Annotated in this window: 28 protein-coding genes, 2 tRNA genes and 1 riboswitch; of the genes, 18 read left to right on the top strand and 12 right to left on the bottom strand. The window is 73.8% G+C overall.

Annotated elements, in window-relative coordinates; translation table 11 throughout:
- Nucleotides 1-7: 7 nt before the first annotated feature.
- Nucleotides 8-112, bottom strand: a riboswitch (TPP riboswitch).
- Between the two features lie 229 nt (nt 113-341).
- Together CLV37_RS08780 and CLV37_RS08785 are read left to right on the top strand one after the other, a co-directional pair.
- Nucleotides 342-644, top strand: coding sequence for a DUF4235 domain-containing protein (locus CLV37_RS08780; RefSeq protein ID WP_106209236.1), 303 nt, complete (start codon nt 342-344; stop codon nt 642-644).
- A gap of 161 nt (nt 645-805) precedes the next feature.
- On the top strand, nt 806-979 hold the full coding sequence (locus tag CLV37_RS08785) for a CsbD family protein (RefSeq protein ID WP_106209238.1): 174 nt from the start codon (nt 806-808) through the stop codon (nt 977-979).
- 9 nt (nt 980-988) lie between these two features.
- On the opposite strand, the gene CLV37_RS08790 is transcribed toward CLV37_RS08785, so the two are convergent.
- Nucleotides 989-1,972 carry an NAD-dependent epimerase/dehydratase family protein gene (locus CLV37_RS08790; protein WP_106209240.1) on the bottom strand — a complete coding sequence of 328 codons (984 nt, stop codon included), beginning with the start codon at nt 1,970-1,972 and terminating at the stop codon, nt 989-991.
- Nucleotides 1,973-2,062: 90 nt separating this feature from the next.
- On the opposite strand from CLV37_RS08790, the gene CLV37_RS08795 reads away from it, so the two are divergent.
- A complete protein-coding gene (locus tag CLV37_RS08795) occupies nt 2,063-2,341 on the top strand; it encodes a hypothetical protein (RefSeq protein WP_106209242.1) in 279 nt (92 codons plus the stop codon).
- 160 nt (nt 2,342-2,501) lie between these two features.
- On the opposite strand, the gene CLV37_RS08800 is transcribed toward CLV37_RS08795, so the two are convergent.
- Complete coding sequence (locus CLV37_RS08800) at nt 2,502-3,626, bottom strand: SDR family oxidoreductase (RefSeq protein ID WP_106209457.1); 1,125 nt, start codon at nt 3,624-3,626, stop codon at nt 2,502-2,504.
- Nucleotides 3,627-3,689: 63 nt separating this feature from the next.
- Between CLV37_RS08800 and CLV37_RS08805 the strand changes: the two genes are divergently transcribed.
- Nucleotides 3,690-4,265 carry a helix-turn-helix domain-containing protein gene (locus tag CLV37_RS08805; RefSeq protein WP_106209244.1) on the top strand — a complete coding sequence of 192 codons (576 nt, stop codon included), beginning with the start codon at nt 3,690-3,692 and terminating at the stop codon, nt 4,263-4,265.
- Nucleotides 4,266-4,321: 56 nt separating this feature from the next.
- Here CLV37_RS08805 and CLV37_RS08810 read toward each other — a convergent pair.
- A tRNA-Gly gene (locus tag CLV37_RS08810) sits at nt 4,322-4,392 on the bottom strand.
- Between the two features lie 74 nt (nt 4,393-4,466).
- On the opposite strand from CLV37_RS08810, the gene dcd reads away from it, so the two are divergent.
- From dcd to CLV37_RS08835, 5 genes are all read left to right on the top strand, one after another.
- Entirely contained in the window at nt 4,467-5,042 is a 576-nt protein-coding gene (dcd, locus tag CLV37_RS08815) for a dCTP deaminase (protein ID WP_106209246.1), read from the top strand.
- Between the two features lie 93 nt (nt 5,043-5,135).
- Nucleotides 5,136-6,458 (top strand): EAL and HDOD domain-containing protein, encoded by a 1,323-nt coding sequence (locus CLV37_RS08820; protein WP_170127128.1) that lies wholly within the window; start codon nt 5,136-5,138, stop codon nt 6,456-6,458.
- Nucleotides 6,459-6,602: 144 nt separating this feature from the next.
- Nucleotides 6,603-6,989: an ankyrin repeat domain-containing protein gene (locus tag CLV37_RS08825; RefSeq protein ID WP_342762255.1), complete on the top strand. Its 387-nt coding sequence runs from the start codon at nt 6,603-6,605 to the stop codon at nt 6,987-6,989.
- Between the two features lie 85 nt (nt 6,990-7,074).
- Entirely contained in the window at nt 7,075-8,427 is a 1,353-nt protein-coding gene (locus CLV37_RS08830; protein ID WP_106209252.1) for a TrkH family potassium uptake protein, read from the top strand.
- The gene (locus tag CLV37_RS08835; RefSeq protein ID WP_106209254.1) at nt 8,420-9,100 is read left to right on the top strand and encodes a potassium channel family protein; all 681 of its coding nucleotides are present in this window, start codon (nt 8,420-8,422) and stop codon (nt 9,098-9,100) included. Before CLV37_RS08830 ends, CLV37_RS08835 begins: the two co-directional genes overlap by 8 nt.
- Before the next feature lie 87 nt (nt 9,101-9,187).
- On the opposite strand, the gene CLV37_RS27465 is transcribed toward CLV37_RS08835, so the two are convergent.
- Complete coding sequence (locus CLV37_RS27465; RefSeq protein ID WP_170127129.1) at nt 9,188-9,355, bottom strand: hypothetical protein; 168 nt, start codon at nt 9,353-9,355, stop codon at nt 9,188-9,190.
- 72 nt (nt 9,356-9,427) lie between these two features.
- Here CLV37_RS27465 and CLV37_RS08840 point away from each other — a divergent pair, with 72 nt between their 5' ends.
- The 3 genes from CLV37_RS08840 to CLV37_RS08850 all read left to right on the top strand — a co-directional run bounded on the left by CLV37_RS08840 (nt 9,428) and on the right by CLV37_RS08850 (nt 11,898).
- Nucleotides 9,428-9,880, top strand: coding sequence for a MarR family winged helix-turn-helix transcriptional regulator (locus tag CLV37_RS08840; protein ID WP_106209256.1), 453 nt, complete (start codon nt 9,428-9,430; stop codon nt 9,878-9,880).
- Complete coding sequence (locus tag CLV37_RS08845) at nt 9,864-11,135, top strand: MFS transporter (RefSeq protein WP_106209258.1); 1,272 nt, start codon at nt 9,864-9,866, stop codon at nt 11,133-11,135. Before CLV37_RS08840 ends, CLV37_RS08845 begins: the two co-directional genes overlap by 17 nt.
- Nucleotides 11,136-11,241: 106 nt before the next feature.
- Nucleotides 11,242-11,898 carry a thymidine kinase gene (locus CLV37_RS08850; protein WP_106209260.1) on the top strand — a complete coding sequence of 219 codons (657 nt, stop codon included), beginning with the start codon at nt 11,242-11,244 and terminating at the stop codon, nt 11,896-11,898.
- On the opposite strand, the gene CLV37_RS08855 is transcribed toward CLV37_RS08850, so the two are convergent.
- Entirely contained in the window at nt 11,886-12,377 is a 492-nt protein-coding gene (locus CLV37_RS08855; protein WP_106209262.1) for a MarR family winged helix-turn-helix transcriptional regulator, read from the bottom strand. The genes CLV37_RS08850 and CLV37_RS08855 overlap by 13 nt on opposite strands.
- Before the next feature lie 111 nt (nt 12,378-12,488).
- On the opposite strand from CLV37_RS08855, the gene CLV37_RS08860 reads away from it, so the two are divergent.
- From CLV37_RS08860 to CLV37_RS08870, 3 genes are read left to right on the top strand one after another with little or no spacing between them, the layout of a single operon-like run.
- On the top strand, nt 12,489-12,734 hold the full coding sequence (locus CLV37_RS08860) for a DUF2630 family protein (protein WP_106209264.1): 246 nt from the start codon (nt 12,489-12,491) through the stop codon (nt 12,732-12,734).
- Nucleotides 12,735-12,777: 43 nt separating this feature from the next.
- Entirely contained in the window at nt 12,778-13,533 is a 756-nt protein-coding gene (locus CLV37_RS08865; RefSeq protein WP_106209266.1) for an SDR family oxidoreductase, read from the top strand.
- 39 nt (nt 13,534-13,572) lie between these two features.
- Entirely contained in the window at nt 13,573-14,328 is a 756-nt protein-coding gene (locus CLV37_RS08870; protein ID WP_106209268.1) for an IclR family transcriptional regulator, read from the top strand.
- 11 nt (nt 14,329-14,339) lie between these two features.
- Here CLV37_RS08870 and CLV37_RS08875 read toward each other — a convergent pair whose 3' ends face one another.
- Entirely contained in the window at nt 14,340-15,125 is a 786-nt protein-coding gene (locus tag CLV37_RS08875; protein WP_106209270.1) for an acetoin reductase, read from the bottom strand.
- Nucleotides 15,126-15,324: 199 nt separating this feature from the next.
- On the opposite strand from CLV37_RS08875, the gene CLV37_RS08880 reads away from it, so the two are divergent.
- Together CLV37_RS08880 and CLV37_RS08885 are read left to right on the top strand one after the other, a co-directional pair.
- Entirely contained in the window at nt 15,325-15,927 is a 603-nt protein-coding gene (locus CLV37_RS08880) for a ClpP family protease (protein ID WP_106209272.1), read from the top strand.
- A complete protein-coding gene (locus CLV37_RS08885; protein ID WP_170127130.1) occupies nt 15,924-16,529 on the top strand; it encodes an ATP-dependent Clp protease proteolytic subunit in 606 nt (201 codons plus the stop codon). The genes CLV37_RS08880 and CLV37_RS08885 overlap by 4 nt, the downstream gene beginning before the upstream one ends.
- Before the next feature lie 30 nt (nt 16,530-16,559).
- Here CLV37_RS08885 and CLV37_RS28830 read toward each other — a convergent pair whose 3' ends face one another.
- The 4 genes from CLV37_RS28830 to CLV37_RS08905 all read right to left on the bottom strand — a co-directional run bounded on the left by CLV37_RS28830 (nt 16,560) and on the right by CLV37_RS08905 (nt 19,980).
- The gene (locus CLV37_RS28830; protein WP_106209274.1) at nt 16,560-16,898 is read right to left on the bottom strand and encodes a helix-turn-helix domain-containing protein; all 339 of its coding nucleotides are present in this window, start codon (nt 16,896-16,898) and stop codon (nt 16,560-16,562) included.
- A gap of 116 nt (nt 16,899-17,014) precedes the next feature.
- Nucleotides 17,015-18,559 carry a methyl-accepting chemotaxis protein gene (locus CLV37_RS08895; RefSeq protein WP_281260520.1) on the bottom strand — a complete coding sequence of 515 codons (1,545 nt, stop codon included), beginning with the start codon at nt 18,557-18,559 and terminating at the stop codon, nt 17,015-17,017.
- Nucleotides 18,560-18,664: 105 nt separating this feature from the next.
- Entirely contained in the window at nt 18,665-19,171 is a 507-nt protein-coding gene (locus CLV37_RS08900) for a SigE family RNA polymerase sigma factor (RefSeq protein WP_245885320.1), read from the bottom strand.
- Nucleotides 19,168-19,980: a hypothetical protein gene (locus CLV37_RS08905; protein WP_106209276.1), complete on the bottom strand. Its 813-nt coding sequence runs from the start codon at nt 19,978-19,980 to the stop codon at nt 19,168-19,170. The genes CLV37_RS08900 and CLV37_RS08905 overlap by 4 nt, the downstream gene beginning before the upstream one ends.
- Before the next feature lie 99 nt (nt 19,981-20,079).
- On the opposite strand from CLV37_RS08905, the gene CLV37_RS08910 reads away from it, so the two are divergent.
- Nucleotides 20,080-20,790, top strand: coding sequence for a hypothetical protein (locus tag CLV37_RS08910; RefSeq protein WP_106209278.1), 711 nt, complete (start codon nt 20,080-20,082; stop codon nt 20,788-20,790).
- A gap of 65 nt (nt 20,791-20,855) precedes the next feature.
- On the opposite strand, the gene CLV37_RS08915 is transcribed toward CLV37_RS08910, so the two are convergent.
- Nucleotides 20,856-20,928: transfer RNA gene (locus CLV37_RS08915), tRNA-Glu, on the bottom strand.
- Between the two features lie 68 nt (nt 20,929-20,996).
- Nucleotides 20,997-21,872, bottom strand: coding sequence for an NAD(P)-dependent oxidoreductase (locus tag CLV37_RS08920; RefSeq protein ID WP_211298497.1), 876 nt, complete (start codon nt 21,870-21,872; stop codon nt 20,997-20,999).
- Nucleotides 21,873-21,875: the final 3 nt, after the last annotated feature.

Consider the following 21,875-nt stretch of genomic DNA (forward strand, 5'->3'; position numbering starts at 1 on the left):
GCCCCGCGTCGAGGACGTCCCGACTCCCTACGCCGGTCTGAACCGGATCAGGTTCGAGGGTCTGCGGAAACCCGCACTCTCAGCGCCCCACGGCGCTCCCCTGTCGTGTGGCCCCGACCCTACCCCTGTCCTGCTCCCACCCCTGCGCGATCGGAGGGGGACGTGGGGGTGCGCGAGGATGGGGGCGTGCTGCGGATGATGCGAGGACCCGACGGCGGACCGTCCCGGGCGGTGAGGCTGATGACGCTGATCGTCGTGATCGCCGTCCTCGCGGGCAGCGCGGCCGCGCTCACCCCGGTCCTGGGCTGGCTCCTGGACCTGCTGTAGGGCAGGGTCGGCGCATGAGCTCGATCGTCTGGAAGTTGGTCGGCCCGGGCGCCGGCATCCTCGCGACCGCGGTCGCGAGCCGTCTCACGAAGAAGATCTGGGTCACCGCGACCGGGTCCCCGCCCCCGGACAACCCGGAGGACCCGGACGTGGCGTGGAAGGAAGCCGTCGTGTGGGCGCTCGCGTCCGGGGCGATCATCGGTCTGACCCGTCTCGTCGTCGAGCGCCAGGCCGCGGTCTGGTACCGCAAGAGCTTCGGGGAGCTGCCGCCCGGCCTCGGCCCGGGCGACGACGGGGCGGTCGAGGCGAACTCCTGATCCCCCCGCGGCCGCTCACCCCGCCGGGGTGGGCGGTCGTCCCGGGACCTTCACCAACCCCCCTCCCCGGGGAGCTGATCTCCGGGTGCGGGTCGACTGCGGCGGTGCTGCAGTGGAGGTCCGCACCGGGAACCACCCGGGGCAGGGGAAGGAGCAGGACGATGAGCGCCGCTGACAAGATCAAGAACGCCGCCGAGGACCTCGCCGGGAAGGCGAAGGAAGCCGTCGGAGGCGCCAAGGGCGACGAGGAACTGCGCCGCGAGGGTCAGAAGGACCAGGCCGCCGCCGACCTCAAGCAGCGCGGCGAGCACGTCAAGGACGCGTTCAAGGGCTGAACGCCGGCGTCAGCCGAACCGCTCCACCAGCCGGTCCTGCCAGGCGTCGACCTCCGGGTCGACGACCTGCAGGGCCGGGTTCGCGTCGTGGTGGGCGACGATCTCCCGGGCACCCTGCGCGAAGCTCGTCGTGGCCGCGAACCCCGGCACGAGGCGCTTGAGCTTGGTGTTGTCGAAGACCACCGAGTGCGCCTTGTCCCCCAGCAGCCCCGGCCCCCGGTCCGGTGCCTCCCGGGCGACGACCTCGCTCGGGACGTGCACGATGCGCGGGTCGTCCACCCCGGCCGCGCTGGCCAGCCGCCGCGCGATGCCGTCCCAGGTGAGGACCTCGTCGCTCGTCAGGTGCACGACGTCACCCGTCACGGCGGGTTCCCCGAGCAGCGGGACGAAACCCTGCGCGAAGTCCGCGTGGTGGGTGAGCACCCACGTCGAGGTGCCGTCGCCGTGCACCACGACGGGTTTGCCGCGCCGCATCCGGTCGATCGCCGTCCAGCCGTCGTCCAGCGGGACGCTCGTGCGGTCGTAGGTGTGGCTGGGCCGCACCACGAACGCCGGGAACCCGTTCTCGCGCCACTCGCGCGTGAGCAGTTCCTCGCAGGCGATCTTGTCGCGGGAGTACGACCAGAACGGGTTGCGCAGGGGCGTCGACTCCGTGATCGGCAGGTGGCCCACGGGCTTGGCGTAGGCGCTCGCGCTGGAGACGAAGACGTACTGGCCGACCGCGCCGCGGAACTGCTCGACGTCCGCGGCGACGTGCTCGGGGGTGAAGGCCACGAAGTCGACGACGACGTCGAACTCGCTGTCCCCCAGCGCCTCCCGCACGGCGGAGGGGTCGCGGACGTCGGCGGTCAGGACCTTCGCGCCGGCGGGCAGCGGACGCTTGCCGGTCCCCCGGTTGAGCACGGTCAGGTCGATCCCGCGGCGGACCGCCAGGTCGGCGCAGGCCGAGCTGATGATCCCGGTACCGCCGATGAACAGGACGCGCAACGCCACTGGTGCTCCTCCGAGTAGGACCTCGTCGTCTCGCCGCGACCCTAGACCGCCCGACGCGCGCCCGCCCGGCCGGCACCCCACAGTGGGCGGGTGAGCGAACAGAGCAGCGACCAGAGCACCGACCAGGTGGACGTGTACGACAACGCCGAGGTCCGCGCCGTGCAGGACGGCGGCAGCCGGGAGAACGCCCGCGCCTCCGACTCCGGCCCCGTGCCCAGCCCCGCCCGCGACCCGCAGGACCCGCTGGGCCTGCAGGACGACGTGGCCGACGGGACGGGTCAGGGCGACCCCACGGCGGGGGTGCGGATCTCCCCCGAGGACGCCGCGCAGGCCGTCCCGGCCGACGACGGGCCCGAGGGCACCCGCTGAGACGACCCCGACGGTGGAGGCCCCGGTCCGCTCGGACCGGGGCCTCGCTGCCGCGAGGGGCGGGCGGGGATCGGGTCGTTGACGCCTTGCGCCAAACCTATTGGCGCGAGGCGTCCACGACCCACTCCCCCCGGGTGCCCTGACCCACCCCGGGGGGGCGTCAGGCGGGCAGCACCCGCGCCCGGCGGTAGCGGTCGACGAGCCCCAGCAGCGCCCGTTCGGTGCTGACGTACCCGGTGAACCCGGCGAGCCGGCTGCGGGTCATGTCGGCGAGGACCTCGACGTCGCGGCCCAGGTCGCTGTCGCTGTGCCACCACGACGCGACCTTGGACAGGTCCGGCTCGACGAGCCCGTGCTCGTCGACCAGCCGGGCCCAGACGGGTTCGGCCTCGCGCATCTGCTCGGCCAGGGTGAGGGGTTCGTCGCCCGGCCCGGCCGGTTCGACGCCGAGGTGCCCGGCGAGGCGGGGCCACAGCCGGCGCCAGCGGACGACGTCGCCGTTGACGACGTTGAAGGCGGTGTCGGCCGCGGCGGGCGTGGTGGCGGCCCAGAGCTGGTGGTCGGCGAGCTGCCCCGCGTCGGTGAGGTCGACGACACCGTCCCACTGGGTGCGCGAGCCGGGGAACGTGAAGGGGCGGCCAGTGGCGCGCACGACGGCGGCGTAGGCCCCGAGGGTGGGCACGAGGTTCATGGCGTTGCCCACCGCGAAGCCGGTGACGGTGTGGGCCCGGTGGACCGACCAGCCGAAGCCGTGGCGGGCCGCGGCGGCGAACAGCTCGTCCTCCTGGGCGTAGTAGAAGTTCTCCACGTCCAGCCGGTCGGCGTCCTCCAGGAACGGGGTGTCGGGCAGGTTCCCCTGCCCGTACGCCTCGAAGGGCCCCAGGTAGTGCTTGAGGCCGGTGACCAGGGCGGCGTGCCGCAGCGACCCCTGCGGGCCCAGGACGGCCAGCAGGTCGCGCACCATGGCGCCGTTGACGCGGACGTTCTCGGCCTCGGTGTCCTGGCGGGCCCAGGCGGTGATGAACACGTGGGTGGGGGCCAGGCCGGCGAGCTCGGCCTGCAGGCTCTCGCGGGAGAACAGGTCGGCCCGCACGTGCTCGACGCCCTCGACGGCCGGGGGGCGCCGGGACAGCCCGGAGGTGCGCCAGCCGGCGGCGACGAGCTGCTCGGCCAGGGCGGTGCCGGTGATGCCCGTGGCGCCCACCACGAGGGCGTGGGCCCCGGGGGGCGGGGTCCGCACGGGGGTGGGGGCGCGGTCGGGCAGCGGCGACGGGGAGTCGGTCATGACCACCACGGTAGGCACGAGGTGCCGCCGATCGCTCACTGGAGTGGTCATTAGGCTGGGCGGGTGGACGACACCGGGAACGAGGGCTTCGCGGCCCGGCTCGCCCGCGAGCTGCGGGCGGCGCGCCTGCAGGCCCACCTGAGCACGGCCGCCCTCGCCGCGGCGACCGGCGTCTCGCGCGGGGCGGTGCTGAAGGTGGAGAGCGGGACGACGCAGCCGTCGGCCGCGCTGCTCGGCCGGCTCTGCGGGCCGCTGGGGCTGACGCTGTCGTCGCTGTTCGCGCGCGTCGAGGGCCCGGAGCGGCAGGACGAGCGCGTCGTGCGCGCCGCGCAGGCACCGGTGTGGACGGACCCGGCGACCGGGTACCGGCGCCGCTCCCTGTCACCGGCGGGCGAGGACCTCGAACTGACCGAGATCGAGCTGCCGGCCGGCTCGGCCGTGACCTACCCGGCGGCCGCGTACGCGCGGATCCACCAGCAGGTGTGGGTGCTCGAGGGGGTGCTCGCCCTCACCGAGGGCGCGACCGAGCACCTGCTCGGAGCCGGGGACTGCCTGGCGCTCGGCCCGGCGGCCGACTGCACCTTCCGGGGCCACGGGGACGGTCCGGCCCGCTACCTGGTGGTCACGGCCCCGGCGTAGCGCCCGGCCCGGGAACGACGGAGGCCCCGGTCCACCGGACCGGGGCCTCCACGCTGAGCGGGTGACGAGAATCGAACTCGCACTATCAGCTTGGGAAGCTGAAGTTCTACCATTGAACTACACCCGCGCGCTCCCACGATCGGGAGCGAGACCACTGTAACGGACGCGGGCCCGTGCTCGCACCGGCGGTAGCCTCACGCCGTGCTGCTCTCCGACCGCGACATCCGCGCCCAGCTCGACTCCGGTCGCGTCGCCCTCGAGCCCTTCGACCCCTCGATGGTGCAGCCGAGCAGCGTGGACGTGCGCCTGGACCGCTTCTTCCGGTTGTTCGACAACCACAAGTACTCGGTCATCGACCCGGCGCAGGAGCAGCCGGACCTGACCCGCCTGGTGGAGGTGGCGCCGGAGGAGGCGTTCATCCTGCACCCGGGCGAGTTCGTGCTGGGGTCGACCTACGAGGTCGTGACGCTGCCCGACGACGTCTCGGCGCGCCTGGAGGGCAAGAGCAGCCTGGGGCGGCTGGGGCTGCTGACCCACTCGACGGCCGGCTTCATCGACGCGGGCTTCTCCGGTCACGTGACGCTGGAGCTGTCGAACGTGGCGACGTTGCCGATCACCCTGTGGCCGGGCATGAAGATCGGTCAGCTGTGCTTCTTCCAGCTGTCCTCCCCCGCCCTGAACCCCTACGGCAGCGACGCCTCGGGGTCGCGGTACCAGGGTCAGCGCGGCCCGACGCCGAGCCGGTCGGCGCAGAACTTCCACCGCACCCGCGTCTGAGGTCGCGCCGGGTCCCCCGTTCGGCGCACGATTCGGTGCCGACGGCTTCAGGTGGGCCACCGGCGAGCCGTTGGAACGGGTGTGGACCACACGGTGACGACGAACGGGGAGGCCGACGTGCACTGGCCCTCCCCCGCGCCGTCGTCGCCGCCCGGTCCGTCCGGGTCGGGCGTCTTCGCGGCCTCCGAGGACCCCGCGGGGTCCATCGCCCCGGTCCGGGTGGGCCGGCAGGGCATCTACGACGCCGACCGGCAGCTGGTCGCCTACGAGCTGCTGTTCCGCAACCACGGCCGGGCCTCGGCCGAGCTGGCGGAGGGCTCGGAGCAGGACCACGCGACGTCGCAGGTCATCAGCGCCACGTTCGGCGACTTCGGGGTGGAGCAGATCGCCGGCGACCGCCTCCTGTTCATCAACCTGACCCGCGGCTTCTTCACGGGTGAGCTGCCGATCCCCTGCTCGCCGTCCCAGGTCGTCCTGGAGCTGCTGGAGAACGTCGACGTCGACGAGGCCGTGATGGCCGGGCTGCACCGGCTGCGCGCGCAGGGGTACCGGATCGCGGTCGACGACTTCATCGGCGAGGAGCACCGGCTGCCCGCCGTCGCGCTGGCCGACTACGTCAAGATCGACGTCGAGGCCGCGGGGGACGACTTCGAGGCGGTCCTCGCGCTGGCCCGGGCGCACAACCCGACGGCGACGATCGTGGTGGAGCGCATCGAGGACGACGCGCTGTTCGCCCGCTGCCTGGCCGCGGGCGCGCAGCTCTTCCAGGGCTACGGCCTGCAGCGGCCGGTGACCCTGGAGGCGGTGAGCCTGACGCCGTCGCAGCTCGTGTGCCTGCGCCTGGTCCGGGCGCTGACGGGTGCGGACGCGCCGCTGCGCGAGATCGAGGACCTGGTCGCCTCGGACCCCGCGCTGAGCCTGCGGGTGCTGAAGACGGTGTCGTCGGCGGCCTTCGGCACCAAGACGGGCATCACGTCGCTGCGCCAGGCGATCGTCCTGCTGGGCCGTCAGCAGCTGTGCTCGTGGGTGGTGCTGATGCTGCTGGGCGGGGTGACGAGCGTCGACACCGAGGCCCTGACGATGGTCCTGACCCGCGCCGCGGCGTGCGCGCGACTGGCGGCCGGGCACGCCGACGAGGCGTACACGGTGGGTCTGCTGTCCGGGGTGGCGACGGTGCTGGGGATGCGTGACGCCGAGCTCGTCGAGACGACGGGGGTGGCGCACTCGGTGCGCGCGGCGCTGGTCGAGCGGACGGGTCCGGCGGGCAAGGCGCTGCGTGCCGTGCTCGCCTACGAGGAGGATGAACCGTTCGTCATCACGGACGCCGGGCACGCCGTCTACGAGGTCTCCCGCGCCTACCTCGCTGCTCTCAGTGGCGCTATGGTCACCGTGAGTTCCGTTCTGGACCATCCCTGAGGCCGGACACCCCTCCGGGGTGACGTGCCCGCACCCCGGACCTACGCTGACCGCGTGACCGAGAGCCGGGACGACACCCCCACCGGGGCGACGGGCGCCGTCCCCACCGGTCCCGTCGACGAGGGTGAGGAACGCGCCCTCGAACTGGCGCACCGCGTGTTCGAGCACGCCCGCAACGGCCGCGTGCGCGAGCTGTCCGGCTACCTCGACCTCGGCGTCCCGGTGAACTCCACCGACAGCGACGGCAACTCCCTGGTGATGCTCGCCGCCTACCACGGCCACCCCCGCACCGTCCTGGCCCTCCTGGAGCGCGGCGCCGACCCCGACCGGGCCAACAGCCGCGGTCAGACCCCACTGGCCGGTGCCGTCTTCAAGGGCGAGCGCGAGGTCGTCGCCGCCCTCGTCGCCGCCGACGCCGACCCCTACCTCGGCTCCCCCAACGCCCTGGAGTCCGCGCGCTTCTTCGGCCGCGAGGACCTGCTCGAGCTCCTCGAGGTCCCCGAGGTCCCCGAGGTCCCCGAGGTCGACTGACCCGCGGGCCCGGATCGGTAGCCTGGGCCGGTCGGCGCGACCGCGGCGGCCGGGGAGCAGCAGACAGCGGCGGAGGCAGTTCGTGGTGGAGGCCAAGGCCCCCCGGAGACCGCGCGTCCTGCGCCACCCGGCCCAGGTCGTCGCCCTCGGCTTCGCCGCCGCCGTCGCCGTCGGGACCGCCCTGCTGTGGCTGCCCCCGGCCCGCCGCGGCGAAGGCTCCGCCACCTTCGTCGAAGCCCTCTTCACCGCCGTCAGCGCCCTGTGCGTCACCGGTCACGTCGTCGTCGACACCCGCGAGCACTGGTCGAGCCTCGGCCTCGTCGTCATCCTCGCCCTCGCCCAGGTCGGCGGGTTCGGGATCATGACCTCGGCCTCCCTGCTCGGCGTCTTCGCCTCCCGGCGCCTCGGGCTGCGCTCGCGGATGCTCACCGCGACCGAGTCGCGCGGGTTCGACCTCGGCGACGTGCGCACGGTCCTGCTGGGCGTCGTGCGCGTCTCCGTCGTCGTCGAGCTCGTCACCGCCGTCCTGCTGACCCTGCGCCTGCTCGTCGGGTACGACCGGCCCGTGGCCTCCGCGCTGTGGGAGGGCGTGTTCCTGGCCGTCTCCTCGTTCAACAACGCCGGCTTCGCCCTGCGCTCGGGGAGCATGACCGACTTCGTCTCCGACCCCTGGATGTGCCTGCCCGTGGTGGGCGCCTCGTTCCTCGGGGCCCTGGGTTTCCCGGTGCTGCTGGAGCTGCGCAAGCAGTTCCGGGCCCCCAAGCTGTGGTCGCTGCACACCAAGCTCACGCTGGCCACCACGATCCCGCTGCTGGTGGTCGGGACGTTCTTCCTGACCGTCAACGAGTGGCGCAACCCGGCGACCCTGGGCCACCTCGACTGGTGGGCCCGCCCCCTGGCCGGTCTCTTCCAGGCCGCCGCCACCCGCAGCTCGGGGTTCAACTCGATCGACGTCACGCAGATGAACGGCGGCTCGTGGCTCGTCATGGACGTGCTGATGTTCATCGGCGGCGGTTCCGCGTCGACCGCGGGCGGCATCAAGGTCACGACGTTCGCCCTCCTGGCGGTCGCCGTCCTCGCCGAGTTCCGCGGCGAGCCGACCGTCACGCTGTTCCACCGCAAGGTCGCCGACCGCGTGGTGCGCCAGGCCCTCACGGTCGCCCTGGCCTCCCTCGGCGTCGTCGTCGTGGCCACCACCGTCCTCGTCGAGATGACCGGCGCCCCGCTGGACCAGGTCGTCTTCGAGGTCGTGTCCTCCTTCGCGACCGTCGGGCTCAGCTCCGGCCTGCTGCTGCAGCTGCCCGACACCGGCCAGGTCGTCCTGGCGCTGCTCATGTTCCTCGGCCGCATCGGGCCGATCACGCTCGGCGCCGCCCTGGCGCTGCGCGAACGCACTCGGTTGTACGAGTACCCCGAAGGAAGGCCGATCATTGGGTAGCAGACGTTCGGCGCTCGCGAGCCCCCGCTCGGTCGTCGTCATCGGCCTCGGCCGGTTCGGGCGGTCCCTGGCCCTGGAACTCATGGAGGACGGGCAGGTCGACGTCCTCGGCATCGACAACGACCCCGCCCTCGTGGACGAGCTCGCGGGGTCGCTGACCCACGCGGTCGTGGCCGACTCCACCAAGGAGGAGGCGCTGCGGCAGTTGTCCGTGCACGAGTTCGACCGCGCCGTCGTGGGCATCGGCACGAACCTCGAGGCGAGCATCCTGACCGTCTCGGTGCTGCTGCAGTTCGGCATCCGCAACGTGTGGGCGAAGGCGATCAGCGAGTCGCACGCGCGCATCCTCACCCAGCTCGGGGCGCACAAGGTCATCCGTCCGGAGCACGAGATGGGGTTGCGCGTCGCCCACCTGGTCCGCGGGCGGATGCTGGACTACATCGAGTTCGACGACGGCTACGCCATGGTCAAGACGACCCCTCCGGCGCCCATCGTCGGCAAGAGCCTGGGCCAGGTGAAGCTGCGCAGCACCTACAAGGTCACGGTGGTCGCCCACCACCGCGCCGGGGACGGGTTCACCTACGCGACGCCCGAGACCGTCCTCGCGGCCGACGACGTGATCATCGTGTCCGGCCAGATCCGCGACGTCGAGGCGTTCAGCGCCCTGTCCTGAGGCCCCTCTTCCCGCGCATCGCACACGACGGACCCTCGAACGCGGGCGCTCGGGGGTCCGTCGTGTGCGATGCGCGGGAAGAGAGGGTCAGCGCTCCGCGTCGGCGGAGTCGTCGTTGTCGCGCCGGTCGACCCCGGGCAGCCGGCGGCGTTCGGGTTCGCCGCGCTCGACCCTGGTCAGGTCGATCGTGCTCCGCCGGTCCACGCGCCGCCGGCGCTCGTCCTCGGCGTGGTCAACCGCTGCCTCGTCACTCACAGCACAAGCTCACCACGCTGCGTGGACCCCTGTCACGTTGCCGAGCGGCACACACCGACATATAGTGTCCCTATGCAACTTGATGAGCTGGCCGAGCGGCTGCTCCTCAGCTGCTCGGTCCTGACGCGCAGCGCCACCGCGGCGGCCCCCGGCACCAGCCTGTCCCTGACCCAGGCCCGCGTCCTGGGCAACCTGGACCGCCTCGGGCCCCAGCGGATCAGCCGGCTGGCCGAGCTCGAACGCTGCGCCCAGCCGTCCATGACGAGCCTCGTCACCCGCCTCGGGGACGCCGGCCACGTGCGCCGCACGGCCGACCCCCTCGACGCGCGGGCGGTCCTCGTCGAGCTCACCGCCACCGGACGCGCCGCGCTCGTGGCCGACCGGCAGCGGCTGTGCGCCCCGGTGGCGCGGACCCTGCACGACCTGCCGGTGGACACCGGCGACCTCGAACGACTGACCGGCCTGCTCGAGGAGATCACCCACCACCTCGAAACCGGGAGGACCACCCGTGTCGCAACGCTCTGACACCGCCCCTGGCACCGCCACCAGCACCGCCCCCGATGCGAGGCCGCAGATCCTGAAGCAGCCCGTCGCCGTCTGGGCCGTCGCCTTCGCCGCCGTCGTGTCCTTCATGGGCATCGGCCTCGTCGACCCCATCCTGCCCGCCATCGCCGGCCAGCTCGGCGCGACCAAGGCCCAGACGCTCCTGCTGTTCACGTCCTACCTCGGCATCACGGGCCTGGCGATGCTGCTCACCGGCTGGGTGTCCAGCCGCGTCGGCGCCAAGAGGACGCTGATGGCCGGGCTCGTGCTCATCGTCGTGTTCGCCGCGCTCGCCGGCTCGTCGCACTCCATCGCGCAGATCGTCGGCTTCCGCGCCGGCTGGGGCCTGGGCAACTCGCTGTTCATCGCCACGGCCCTGGCGACGATCGTCGGCGCCGCCAGCGGCGGCATGGCCAACGCGATCATCCTCTACGAGGCCGCCCTCGGCCTCGGCATCGCCACCGGCCCCCTGCTCGGCGGCCTGCTCGGCGAGGTCTCCTGGCGCGGGCCGTTCTTCGGGACCGCCGTGCTCATGGCGGTCGCGTTCATCGCCATCGTGACGATGCTGCCCGCCACCCCGAAGCCCGCCGTCCGCGCCTCGATCAAGGACCCGGTCCGCGCGCTGCGCCACCCCGGCCTGCGGACCGTCGCGGCCATGGCGTTCCTCTACAACTTCGGGTTCTTCACCCTGCTGGCCTACACGCCGTTCGCGCTGGAGATCTCCTCCCCCATCAAGCTCGGGCTCGTGTTCTTCGGCTGGGGCGTCTGCCTCGCCGTCGCCTCCGTCGCCCTGGCCCCGCGGCTGCAGCGCCGGTTCGGCACGGTCCCGGTCGTCTCGGCGATGCTGGCGCTGTTCGCGCTCGTCCTGCTCGTCGAGGCCGTGTTCGTGGAGACCAAGCCGGTGCTCGTCGTCGGGACGATCGTCGCCGGGGTCTTCCTGGGCGTGAACAACACCATCGTCACCGAACTCGTCATGGAGGTCTCCCCCGTCCAGCGCTCCACGGCGTCGGCGGCGTACTCCTTCGTCCGCTTCATCGGCGGCGCCATCGCCGCGTGGGCGGCCGGGGAGCTCGGGGAGGTCTTCACCGACTGGTCGCCGTTCGTGCTCGGGGCGCTCGGCGTGCTCGTGGGGCTCCTCGTCCTGACCGCCGGCCGCCGCCACCTCGTGGTCGTGCACGGCGAACCCGCCCCGCACTCGCCCGCCGAGGCGCAGGCCGTCACCGCCGGCGACGCCTGAGCTCGCCGGGGGAACGGCACGTTGCCTCCCCGGTCCCTTTCACCGGGACCGAGGAGGCAACGTGCCGTTCCCCTGCGACCGCGGACGTGCGGCAGGATGGACGCCCGTGGCCGAACTCGTGTTCTTCTCCGGGACGATGGACTGCGGGAAGTCGACGCTCGCGCTGCAGACCGACCACAACCACCGCGTCCAGGGCCGCCGGGGACTGCTGTTCACCCGGTTCGACCGCGCCGGCGAGGCGACGATCTCCAGCCGCATCGGGCTGGCCCGTCCCGCGCTGGAGGTCGGTGAGACCACCGACCTGTGGCGGGAGGTGAGCGACCGGCACGCGGCCGACCCCATCGACTACGTCGTGTGCGACGAGGCGCAGTTCTACGCCCCCGAGCAGGTCGAGCAGCTCGCCCGGCTCGTCGACGACCTCGAGATCGACGTGTTCGCGTTCGGGATCACCTCGGACTTCCGCACCCGGTTGTTCCCGGGGTCGGCGCGCTTCGTCGAACTCGCCGACCGCGTCCAGGTCCCCCAGGTGGAGGCGCTGTGCTGGTGCGGGCGGCGCGCCACCCACAACGCCCGCACGGTCGACGGCGTCATGGTCGTGGCCGGGGAGCAGGTCGTCGTCGGCGACGTCGGTCAGCCCGAGGGGACCCTGGACGTCGGCGACGTGGGCACCGTGGAGTACGAGGTGCTGTGCCGGCGGCACCACACGCGCCGGCAGACGAAGGCGTTCCGCGCGATCGACCTGCGCGAGCGTCAGCTCTCGTAGCCCAGGGCCGTCGCCTCGGTGAGGTCGACGTCGCCGGCGGCGGCGGCGAACCGCGTGAAACCCTCGCGGACGTGGTCGCGGTCCTGCTCGTCGAGGCGCTCCAGCACCGCTTCGAACTCGGCGCGACGGCGCTCCAGCACGGCGTCGACGAGGACGCGCGCCTTGTCCGTCGGGGCGACGAGCACCTCGCGCCGGGTGTCGGGGTTGTCCTCGCGCGTGACCCACCCGGCGGCGACCAGCCGGTCGACCGCCCGCGTGAAGGTCGAGGGGTGCACGCCGATCGCCGCCGCCAGCGCCCCGCTGCGCAGCGGCCCGCGCGCGCAGATGAGCACGAGGACGCGGTACTGCTGCAGCGTGAGGGACTCCAGGGCGTCCGCGAGGGAGCGGACGGAGATGCCGACGACGGCACGGGACCCCGCGAGCACGGCCTCGACGAGGTCGTCCTCGACGTCGTCGGCCTGTTCCTCGGGTGAGATCACGCGTGGATGCTAGTAGTTCTGCAGCGGTCCGCGCGGCGAGTCGGCCGACCCCGCCCGCCCGGAGGGCACCCCCGCGTGCGGTCCACCCCGGGCACGGAGCACGATGCGGGCATGGACGAGCGCGACATCCACCACCAGATCACCGAGCTGGTCGCCACCGAGCACCGCCTGCGCGAAGCGCTGGCGGCCGGTGAGCTGACCGCCGACGAGGAGCACGCCCAGCTGCGAGCCGCCGAGGAGGCCCTGGACCAGTGCTGGGACCTGCTGCGCCAGCGCGACGCGCGGCGGGCCGCGGGCCAGGACCCCGCGGGCGCCCAGGCCCGCCCGGTGAGCGAGGTCGAGCACTACCAGCAGTAAAGGGCTTGCGGGGCCACCGGTCGCGTCGGCCAGAGTGGACGGCATGACGCGACCGGTGGTGCTCGTGACGGGGGTCGGACGACGGGTCGGCATCGGCGCCGGCCTCGCAACCCGACTGGCCCACGACGGGTGGGACGTGGCGACGAGCCACTGGACGCCCTACGACGAGCGCATGCCGTGGGGACCGCAGCCCCACGACCCCGACGACGTGCACGCCGGGCTGCGGGCCGCGGGGGCCCGCACGGTCGCCGTCCCGGCGGACCTGAGCGACCCGGCCGTCCCCGCCCGGCTCTTCGAGACCGTCGAGGCCGAGCTCGGGCCCGTGACGGCCCTGGTCCTGAGCCACGCCGAGTCGGTGGACTCCTCGATCCTGGACACGACGGTGGAGAGCTTCGACCGGCACGTCGCGGTGAACGCCCGGGCCTCGTGGCTGCTCGTCGCGGAGTTCTCCCGCCGGTTCCGGGCCGTCCCCGGCAGCGGGCGCATCGTGGCGCTGACCAGCGACCACACGGTGCACAACCTGCCCTACGGCGCGAGCAAGGGGGCGCTGGACCGGATCGTGCTGGCCGCCGCCCGGGAACTGCAGGAGCAGCGCATCACGGCGAACGTCGTCAACCCCGGTCCGGTCGACACCGGGTGGATGGACGACGACCTGCGCGCCTCCTGCCTGGAGCGCAACCCCCTGGGGCGGATGGGCACCCCCGCCGACACCGCCAACCTCGTCGCGTTCCTGCTCTCGGAGCAGGGCGGGTGGATCAACGGCCAGCTGCTGTTCTCCGACGGGGGCTGGAAGGCCTGAGGCGCGCACCCAGCGCACGGGCTCTGGCACACTGCGCCGGTGGGCGGGGTCGCGACGGTGGAGAGGACGCTCGCCGTCCTGGAGGTCGTCGCCGAGCGCGGTGGCGCCAGCGCCAGGGAGGTCTCCGACGTCCTGGGCCTGCCGCTGCCGACGACCTACCGGCTGCTGCAGGTCCTCGTGGGGCTGGACTACCTCGTCCACCTGCGCACCGAGAAGCGCTTCGAACTCGGGTACAAGCTCGACCGGCTCGGGGTCAGCCTGCACCGGCAGGTGGGGGTCCCCGCGAACGTCCGGGCGGAGGTCGGGCGGTTGCACGAGGTGGCCGGGGCCGCGGCGTACTTCGCCGTGTACCGCGGCGCGGACGTCGTGGTCGCGCACGTGGCCGACTCGGCGCGGTTCCCCCGCATCACCCCCATGAACTTCGGGTTCCACGAGGCCGCGCACGCGACCGCCTTCGGCAAGATCCTGCTCGCGGGGATGGCCGCGCCGGAGGCCGCCGAGTACCTCGACGCGCACGGCACCGCGCCGCTGACCCCCACGACGATCACCGACCGGGACGAGCTGGCCGCCCACCTGGCGGAGGTGTCCCGCCGCGGGGTCGCGTGGGAGCGCGAGGAGTTCGTGCCCGGGTTCGCCTGCGCGGCCGTCGCCGTCCACGACCCGGCGGGTTCGGTGGTCGGGGCGGTGGCCATCAGCACCCCGGACGGCACCGTCGACCGCAGGCGGGCGACGGAACTGGAGAAGGCGTTGCGGGAGAGCGCGAACCGGGTCAGCCGGTGGTTGCGCACCGGCTGACCCGGACCTCTTCAGGAGAACTGGATCCCGCCGTCGACGAGCATCGTCTGCCCGGTGACGTAGTCGGAGTCGGGCGAGGCGAGGAAACTCACCATCTTCGCCACGTCGTCGGGGACCGAGACGCGGCCGAGCAGGATCGACTGGGCGTTCTCGGCGAGCGCCTCGCCCTTCTGCTGCCCGTGCTTGGCCGCCAGCTTCTCGTCGATGAGGTCCCACATGGCCGTCCCCACGATCCCGGGGCCGTACGCGTTGACCGTGATCCCGTGCTCGGCCCACTCCATGGCCGCGGCCTGGGTGAGCCCGCGCACGGCCCACTTCGTCGCGGAGTAGGGCCCGAGCAGCGCGAAGGGGCGGAACGCGACGATGGAGGCGGCACCGACGATCTTCCCCCCGCCGCCCTGGGCGATGAACTGCTTCGCCGCGGCGCGGTAGCCGAAGAACACGCCCTTGACGTTCACGTCGAAGATCTTCTCGAAGTCGGCCGCGTCGTACTCGAGGAGTTCTTCGACCTGGGCGATGCCGGCGTTGGCGACGAAGACGTCGAGGCGGCCGCCGGCCTCGACGGCCGCGCGGACGAGGAGTTCGTTGGACTCCTCGCTGGTGACGTCGACCTCCGCCCCAGTGGCGGTGCCCCCGGCCTCCGTGATGGCCTGCACGGTCTCGTCGATGCTCCCCTTCATGACGGGCAGGTCGGCGACGACGACGTGCAGACCGTCGCGCCCGAGCCGTTCGGCGATGCCGCGGCCGATGCCGCGGGCCGCTCCGGTGACGACGGCGACGCGGGTGTCCGTGCTCATTCCAGTCCTCCTCGACCAGGTGGGGGGCTTTCCCTGCCCGCAGGGAACCCCGCTTTCCGGGACCGGGTCCACGATCGTTCTCACTTGGTGAGAAGGGGCGTGTTCGCCGGGAGGGGATCTCCTGCGGGCAGAAAGACCTTCCGCGCCGACGCGCACGGGCCGACGGTGGTCGTACCACCTCACGGAAGGAGCTCGGCGGATGTCCAGTCCCACCCTGATCGGTCCCTTCGACGACCAGTTGTCCCAGCGGTTGCTGTTCCAGCGCATCGTCGTCCTGGGCCAGGAGGTCGACGACGCGATCGCGAACCGCGTGGCGGCGCAACTCCTGCTGCTGTCGGCCGACGACCCGAGGAGCGACATCGCGCTCTACGTCAACTCCCCCGGCGGTTCGGTCACCGCGGGCCTGGCGATCTACGACACCATGCAGCTCATCCCCAACGACGTCTCGACCCTGGTCATGGGGATGGCCGCCAGCATGGGGCAGCTCCTGCTGTGCGCCGGGACGGCCGGCAAGCGCTTCGCCCTGCCGCACGCGCGGGTCATGATGCACCAGCCCTCGGGCGGGATCGGCGGCACCGCGGCCGACATCGCCATCCAGGCAGAGAACCTCGCGTACACCAAGCGGACGTTCCAGGCCCTGACCGCCCACCACACCGGGCAGGACGTCGAGACGATCGAGTTCGACTCCGAGCGCGACCGCTGGTTCACCGCCGAGCAGGCCCGCGACTACGGGCTCGTCGACCACGTCGTCACGGCGGTCTCCGACGTCCGGCTCGCCACCGACCGGAAGGTGGGGTTGTGATGAGCTACCCGATCCCCTACGTCGTGGAGTCCACCGCCCGCGGCGAGCGCACGTCGGACGTGTTCAGCCGGTTGCTGTCGGACCGCATCGTGTTCGTGCACGGGGAGATCGACGACGCCGTCGCCAACGTCGTCATCGCCCAGCTCGTGCACCTGGCCTCGGAGAGCCCGACGGCCGAGATCAACCTCTACGTGAACTCCCCCGGGGGTTCGGCGACGGCGCTCATGGCGGTCTACGACACGATGCAGTTCATCCGGCCGGACGTCGCGACGTTCTGCGTGGGGCAGGCCGCCTCCGCCGCGGCCGTGCTGCTGGCCGCCGGCGCCCCCGGGAAGCGGTCGGTGCTGGAGCACTCGCGGGTCCTGCTGCACCAGCCCTCCGGCGGCGCGCAGGGCACGGCCGCGGACCTGCAGATCCAGGCCCAGGAGGTGCTGCGGATCCGCTCGGAGATCGAGCAGGTCCTCGCCCGGCACACGGGGCACTCGGTGGAGGAGTTGCGGCGCGACCTCGACCGGGACCTGGTGCTGCCGGGCGCGGCGGCCGTCGCGTACGGCGTCGCGGACCAGGTCGTCTCCCCGGCCGCGCTCGTCGGGCGTCCTTGACCGCTGCCGGTGAGTCCTCGACCGCCGGGGTCAGGCGGCGAGGGACAGGGACACCCGAGGGGCCGCGACGACGGGGGCATCCGTGCCGCGGGCGACCAGTGATCCGGTGCGGTGCAACAGGTCGACCAGCGTCAGGTCGAGCGCGCCGCACACGGCGGCCAGCACCTCCGACGACGGTTCCTTGCGGCCGCGCTCGACCTCGGACAGGTACGGCAGCGAGACCCGGGCGCCGGCCGCGACGTCGGCCAGGGTCCGCCGCTGGGCGGTGCGCTCGGCCCGCAGCACGGCACCGACGGCCTCGCGCAGCAGCGGCGGGGGACCCGCGGGCGGACGCTCGGGTGGACGCGGCACCAGGGTCAGCTTCGGCACGGGAACCTCCAGCGGTCGGTTCCCGCCGAAGCTACGCCGGAACTGGGGCCGCCGCACCGCCGTCCGCTCTGGGCGGACGACGGTGCGGCGGGTTCGGGGGCCCGACCGGGGCGGGGTCAGTGCCGTTCGTAGGCGGTCGCCATCGCGACCTGCTCGTCGATGACCTCGGAGATGCGGGCCTGGACGACGTCGAGCTCGCGGATGATGGCGGCGGTCTCGTTGATCCCGCCCGACACCGTGGAGCTGGAGGCCTGGATCCCCGCGATCTGCTGGGCGACGCGCTGGGTGGCGTCCGCGGTCTCGCGGGCGAGGTCCTTGACCTCGCTGGCGACGACGGCGAACCCGCGGCCGAGCTCCCCGGCGCGCGCGGCCTCGATGGTGGCGTTGAGGGCCAGCAGGTTCGTCTGGTCGGCGATGCCGGAGATGATCTTGATGACCTCACCGACCGCGGCCGAGGCTCCGGTCAGAGCGTCGACCTCGTTCGTCATGGTCGAGGCCTGCCCGACGGCGGCGTCGGCGACCCGGCCCGCGTCGTTGACGGCGTCGCGCAACCGGGACACGGTGTCGAGCAGGGCGTGCGAGCGCACGGCGTCACCGTCGCTGCGGCGCAGCACGTCCAGGCGCTGCGACAGCAGCTGCTGCACGTTGCGCAGCGAGGAGGCCCGCGACTCCGACAGCTCGATGCGTTCGGTGGTGAAGAAGTCCATCGTGCCCAGGACCTGCCCGTCGGACACGATCGGGAAGCACACGCCCGACTTCACCCCGGCGCGCTGGGCGGCGGGGGCGCGGACGCAGTCGGTCATCTCGGCGAGGTCGTGGACGAAGACGAGGTCGCGCTGGCGCCAGGCGCGCCCCGACAGCCCGACGCCCTCGGCGAAGCTCGCGGCGAGGGTGACGCGGCGGAACTCCTCACCGGCCGAGCCGGACTCGACCGTGAACTTCAGGGTGTTCGTCGCGGGGTCCAGCGCCCAGTACGACCCGTAGGCCCAGCCGAAGGCGTCGCGGACGGTCTCGAGGGTCCGGCGCAGCGCGGTGTCCTCGGTGGTGGCGATGCCGAGGCCGGTCACGACGGTCGTCACGGCGTTGCGGTCGTCGAGCGTCTCCTTCAGCGCGGCGGTGTCCAGGGCCCGGCGGCGGGCGTGGGCGGCGACGCGGCCGATGGCCCGCCACTTCTCGGCCCGGCCGCCGAAGAACGGCAGCGCCTGGGCGGCGTAGTACTCGTGGAGGGCGACGACCTTGCCGTTCTCCACGATCGGCACCTGGGCCCCGCTGCGAGCGCCCGCGGTGCGCGCCGCCTCCCACCGCTTGCACGTCGAGGAGTCGGTCGTCTCGTCGCACTGCACGGGCTCGCGGGTGGTGATCGCCCGGCCCCCGCAGCCGTCCTCGGTACCGACGACGAGGGTGCGGCTGGCCGCGAGGCCGGTGGCGAGGGGGCCGACCTCACCGGCGAGGCGGAACCGCCCGTCCGGGCCCGGCAGCCAGACGCCGCCGTAGGTCAGGTCGAGGGCTCCGGCCAGGGCCGTGACGCAGGCGAGCTGCGCCTCGAGCTCGGTGGTGACCCCCGAGTCCAGGGCGGTCAGGACCGCCTCGAGCGCTTCCACGTCCCGCGGCATGGGGCCGGTGAACGCCGGACCGGCGGCGACCTTCTTGCGTCCGAACACGGCGGACCCCTTCGTCGGAGGACGGGGCTCCCGGACGACGCATCTAGAAGCCTTGTGCCCCTACCTTCGGCCGGTCCGGCGCCGTCCTTGAGGAACCGTGCCCCGTCAGCGCGACAGGGCGCGCTGCAGGGCCTTCAGCCCGCGGTGCGCGTTGCTGCGCACCGTCCCGGTCGTGACGTCGAGCAGGTCGGCGATCTGCTCGTCGGTGCAGTCCTCGAAGTGGCGCAGCACGAGGACCGTCCGCTGCTTCGTCGGCAGGGTCCGCAGGGCCCGCAGGAGCTCGTCGCGATCGGCGAGCTGCCCGGTCCCGTCCGCGCAGACGTGCTCGGGCAGCTCACCGGTGGGCCGTTCGCGGCGGGCGGCGCGACGCCAGAACGACGTGCAGGCATTGACGACCATGCGGTTGACGTAGGCGGTGGGGTCGTCCGCGGCGCTGATGCGGCCCCACGTCAGCAGGGCCTTGGCCAGGACGTCCTGGACCACGTCCTCGGCGGCGTGCGGGTCCTTCAGCAGGCCGCGGGCCAACCGCACGAGGGCGGCGCCGCGCACGGCGGCGAACTCCTCGAAGGTCACCGCAGCGACCTCCCCGCGGGCGCGGTCCGTGACGATCACCGGGCCGCACCCCCGGCCCGGGTGAACGCCGCCGCCTTCGCGAGGGCGCGGGTCGCCAGGGCCGAGGCCTGGCCGACGGCGGCCGCCGAGGTGGGCTGGTAGGTGTCGGTCGTGGCCCGGACGACGAGCTGGCCGCGGCGGGCCACGACGGTGACCCGCCACCGCGGGTCCGCCGTGTCGAGGGAGGACTGCGCGAACCCGGCGACGGTCTCGTCGGCGTCCACGCGGGGGTCGACGGGGCTCCAGGGGGCCGACTCCGGCGTCCCGGCCCGGCACGCGAGCGCGTCCTGCCGGGTGGCCGCCACGTAGTCCTGCGCGGCGTCGCCGCGGAAGACGACGACGTCGACGGCGACGGACTCGGGGAACGGGTGGCTCAGCACGTCGGTCGCGCCGCCCCAGCCCAGGGACCGGCTGTCGGCGACGGTGCGCGTCCCGTCGTAGGCCTCGTCCCGGCACAGCCCGGAGGTCACCGACGGGCTGACGTCGACCGGCGTGAGGTCGGGGACGACGGCGTCGACGTCCGCCGTGGTGAGCAGCGCGTCCGCCGTGAGCGAGGGCGCGAGGGTCGCGGTCGCCGGGGCCGACGGCGCCCGGGTGGTGTGCGGCCACTGCCAGATCCCGGCGGGCACGCCCAGGGCGAGCACCGCGACGGCACCGGCGACGCCCCGCCGGCGGCGCCGCAGGGTGCGGGCGCGCCCCCGCGCCCCCGCGAGGAGGGCGGGCACGTCGACCGGGGCGTCCGCGTGGCCCGCGCGCTGCAGCGCGCGGACGACGTCCGCCTCGTCGGCTCCCCCCCTGTGCCCGCTCATCGCGCTCCCCCTCCTGCGTGCCGCGCCGGACGTCCCGGCCCCGTGCAACAGACGCCGTGCGGGCGGCGTCCGTTGCACGTGGAGACCAGGAGATCGTTCGTGCTCGCGGCGGCCGCCGCCCTCGTGGGGGCGCTCGCGGCGTGCGGGGCCCCGCGGACCCCGGCGGCGGCCCCGCCGTCCAGCAGCACCCCGCCCGGCACCAGCCCGGCGGCCGGCGCCACCCCCGGGGTCACGGCCCCGACCCCCGCCCCGGCCGCGGCGCAGGCGCTGTCGGCCCTCGTGGCCCGCGAGGGCGCCCAGGCGTCGGCGCTGGCCCCGGCGGTCGGGCAGGACTCCCCGGACCTGGCCGTCCTGGCGCGCACGACGGACGGGGCCGGCACGCGGATCACGTTCTGGGCGTGGGACGGTGCGGCCTTCCGGCCCGCGGGGTCGGTCGAGGCCGGTGAACCCCTGCTCGCGCGGCGGGAGGGGGGAGCCGCGCAGTGGCGCTACCTGACGGGCGGGCGCTACCCCGACGCGGTCGTGCACCTGCGGGGCGGTTCGGTGAGCGGCGGGGTGCAGGCCGTCGTGGCCCAGCACCTGGACGACGGGACGTGGCGGTTCGTGCCCTTCGAGGGGCAGCACGACGGCATCGCCCCGCAGGACGACGTCTACGCCGACGACCCGCTGTTCGACGACGGGTTCCAGTTCGTGACGCGGGTCTCGGCCGGCGGGCAGGCGGTCGCGACGTACTGGCAGTACGCCGAGGACGACCGGCCGGGCCGGTTCGAGCGGATCGGCACCCCCGACCCGGGCGCGACGCGCGGCTGACGCACGGGGGAGCGGCCCCGGGAACGACGAAGGCTCCCGGTCCGTGGACCAGGAGCCTTCCGACGTAGCCCCGACGGGATTCGAACCCGCGCTACCGCCGTGAGAGGGCGGCGTGCTGGGCCGCTACACAACGGGGCCCCAGCGAGTGGTCCCGTCGCCGGGACCGCCAGGAGGAGTCTACCCGCTGTCGGGAGGTGCCCCGTCCCTCAGCGCGGTTCGTCGCGCGCGACGACGGAGAAGTCCTCGTCCCCGTGCCCGGCCCGCTGCGCGGCGAGCAGCCCCTGGGCGGCGACGGTCAGCGCGGGCAGCGGGAACCGGGACGTGCCGAGCATGAGCCCGGTGTCCTTGAGCAGCAGGTCGGTGGAGAACTGGGTGTCGCCGAACTCCCCCGTGCGCAGGTTCTGGCCCTTCATCGCGGCGATGGGCCCCAGGCCCGTGCCCTTCAGGGTCGTCAGGACCTGCTCGAGGTCGAGCCCGCCCGAGGCGCCCAGTCGCACGGCCTCCACCAGGCCCTGGAAGGAGACGGCGAGGGCGAGGTTGGCGACGAGCTTGCCGGTCGCGGCGGCGGCGGCCTCGGGCAGCACCTGGAGGCGGTCGGGGTCGGCCCACAGCGCGACGAACGGGACGGCGCGCTCGGCGCGGGGCCCACCGGCCAGGACGCCGAGGGCCCGGTTCGCGGCGGGACCGAGCGAGCCGACGACGGGGGCGTGGACGTGGTCGACGCCGCGGGCGGCGGCCCAGGTGGCGTGCTCGGCGGCGTCGGCCGGGGAGATCGTGGTGATGTCGATCCACAGCGTGCCCGCCGGCAGGTCGAGCCCGTCGAGGACGACCTCGCGGACGGCGTCGGGGCCGAAGAGGGCGGTGACGACGACCTCGGCGTCGCGGACCGCCTCGCCGGCGGTGGGCGCGGAGGTGGCGCCGGCGGCCACGAGGTCGCCGTCGCGGCCGGGGGTGCGGTTCCAGACGCGCAGGTCGTGGCCGGCCGCGAGGAGGTGGCCGGCGAGGACCCTGCCCATCCGGCCCAGCCCCAGGAAGGCGACGGACGTCGTGGTGGAGGGGGCGGGGTGCTGGTCGTCGGTCACGAC

This window comes from Kineococcus rhizosphaerae, from assembly GCF_003002055.1.
Taxonomy (GTDB): Bacteria; Actinomycetota; Actinomycetes; order Actinomycetales; family Kineococcaceae; genus Kineococcus; species Kineococcus rhizosphaerae.

Bases quoted from the DNA above. Each gene is read 5' to 3' on its own strand.
- CLV37_RS08780 (WP_106209236.1), top strand. From the start codon at position 342: ATGAGCTCGATCGTCTGGAAGTTGGTCGGCCCGGGCGCCGGCATCCTC.
- CLV37_RS08785 (WP_106209238.1), top strand. From the start codon at position 806: ATGAGCGCCGCTGACAAGATCAAGAACGCCGCCGAGGACCTCGCCGGG.
- CLV37_RS08800 (WP_106209457.1), bottom strand. From the start codon at position 3,626: ATGACCGACTCCCCGTCGCCGCTGCCCGACCGCGCCCCCACCCCCGTG.
- CLV37_RS08840 (WP_106209256.1), top strand. From the start codon at position 9,428: ATGCAACTTGATGAGCTGGCCGAGCGGCTGCTCCTCAGCTGCTCGGTC.
- CLV37_RS08860 (WP_106209264.1), top strand. From the start codon at position 12,489: ATGGACGAGCGCGACATCCACCACCAGATCACCGAGCTGGTCGCCACC.
- CLV37_RS08865 (WP_106209266.1), top strand. From the start codon at position 12,778: ATGACGCGACCGGTGGTGCTCGTGACGGGGGTCGGACGACGGGTCGGC.
- CLV37_RS08875 (WP_106209270.1), bottom strand. From the start codon at position 15,125: ATGAGCACGGACACCCGCGTCGCCGTCGTCACCGGAGCGGCCCGCGGC.
- CLV37_RS08880 (WP_106209272.1), top strand. From the start codon at position 15,325: ATGTCCAGTCCCACCCTGATCGGTCCCTTCGACGACCAGTTGTCCCAG.
- CLV37_RS08905 (WP_106209276.1), bottom strand. From the start codon at position 19,980: ATGAGCGGGCACAGGGGGGGAGCCGACGAGGCGGACGTCGTCCGCGCG.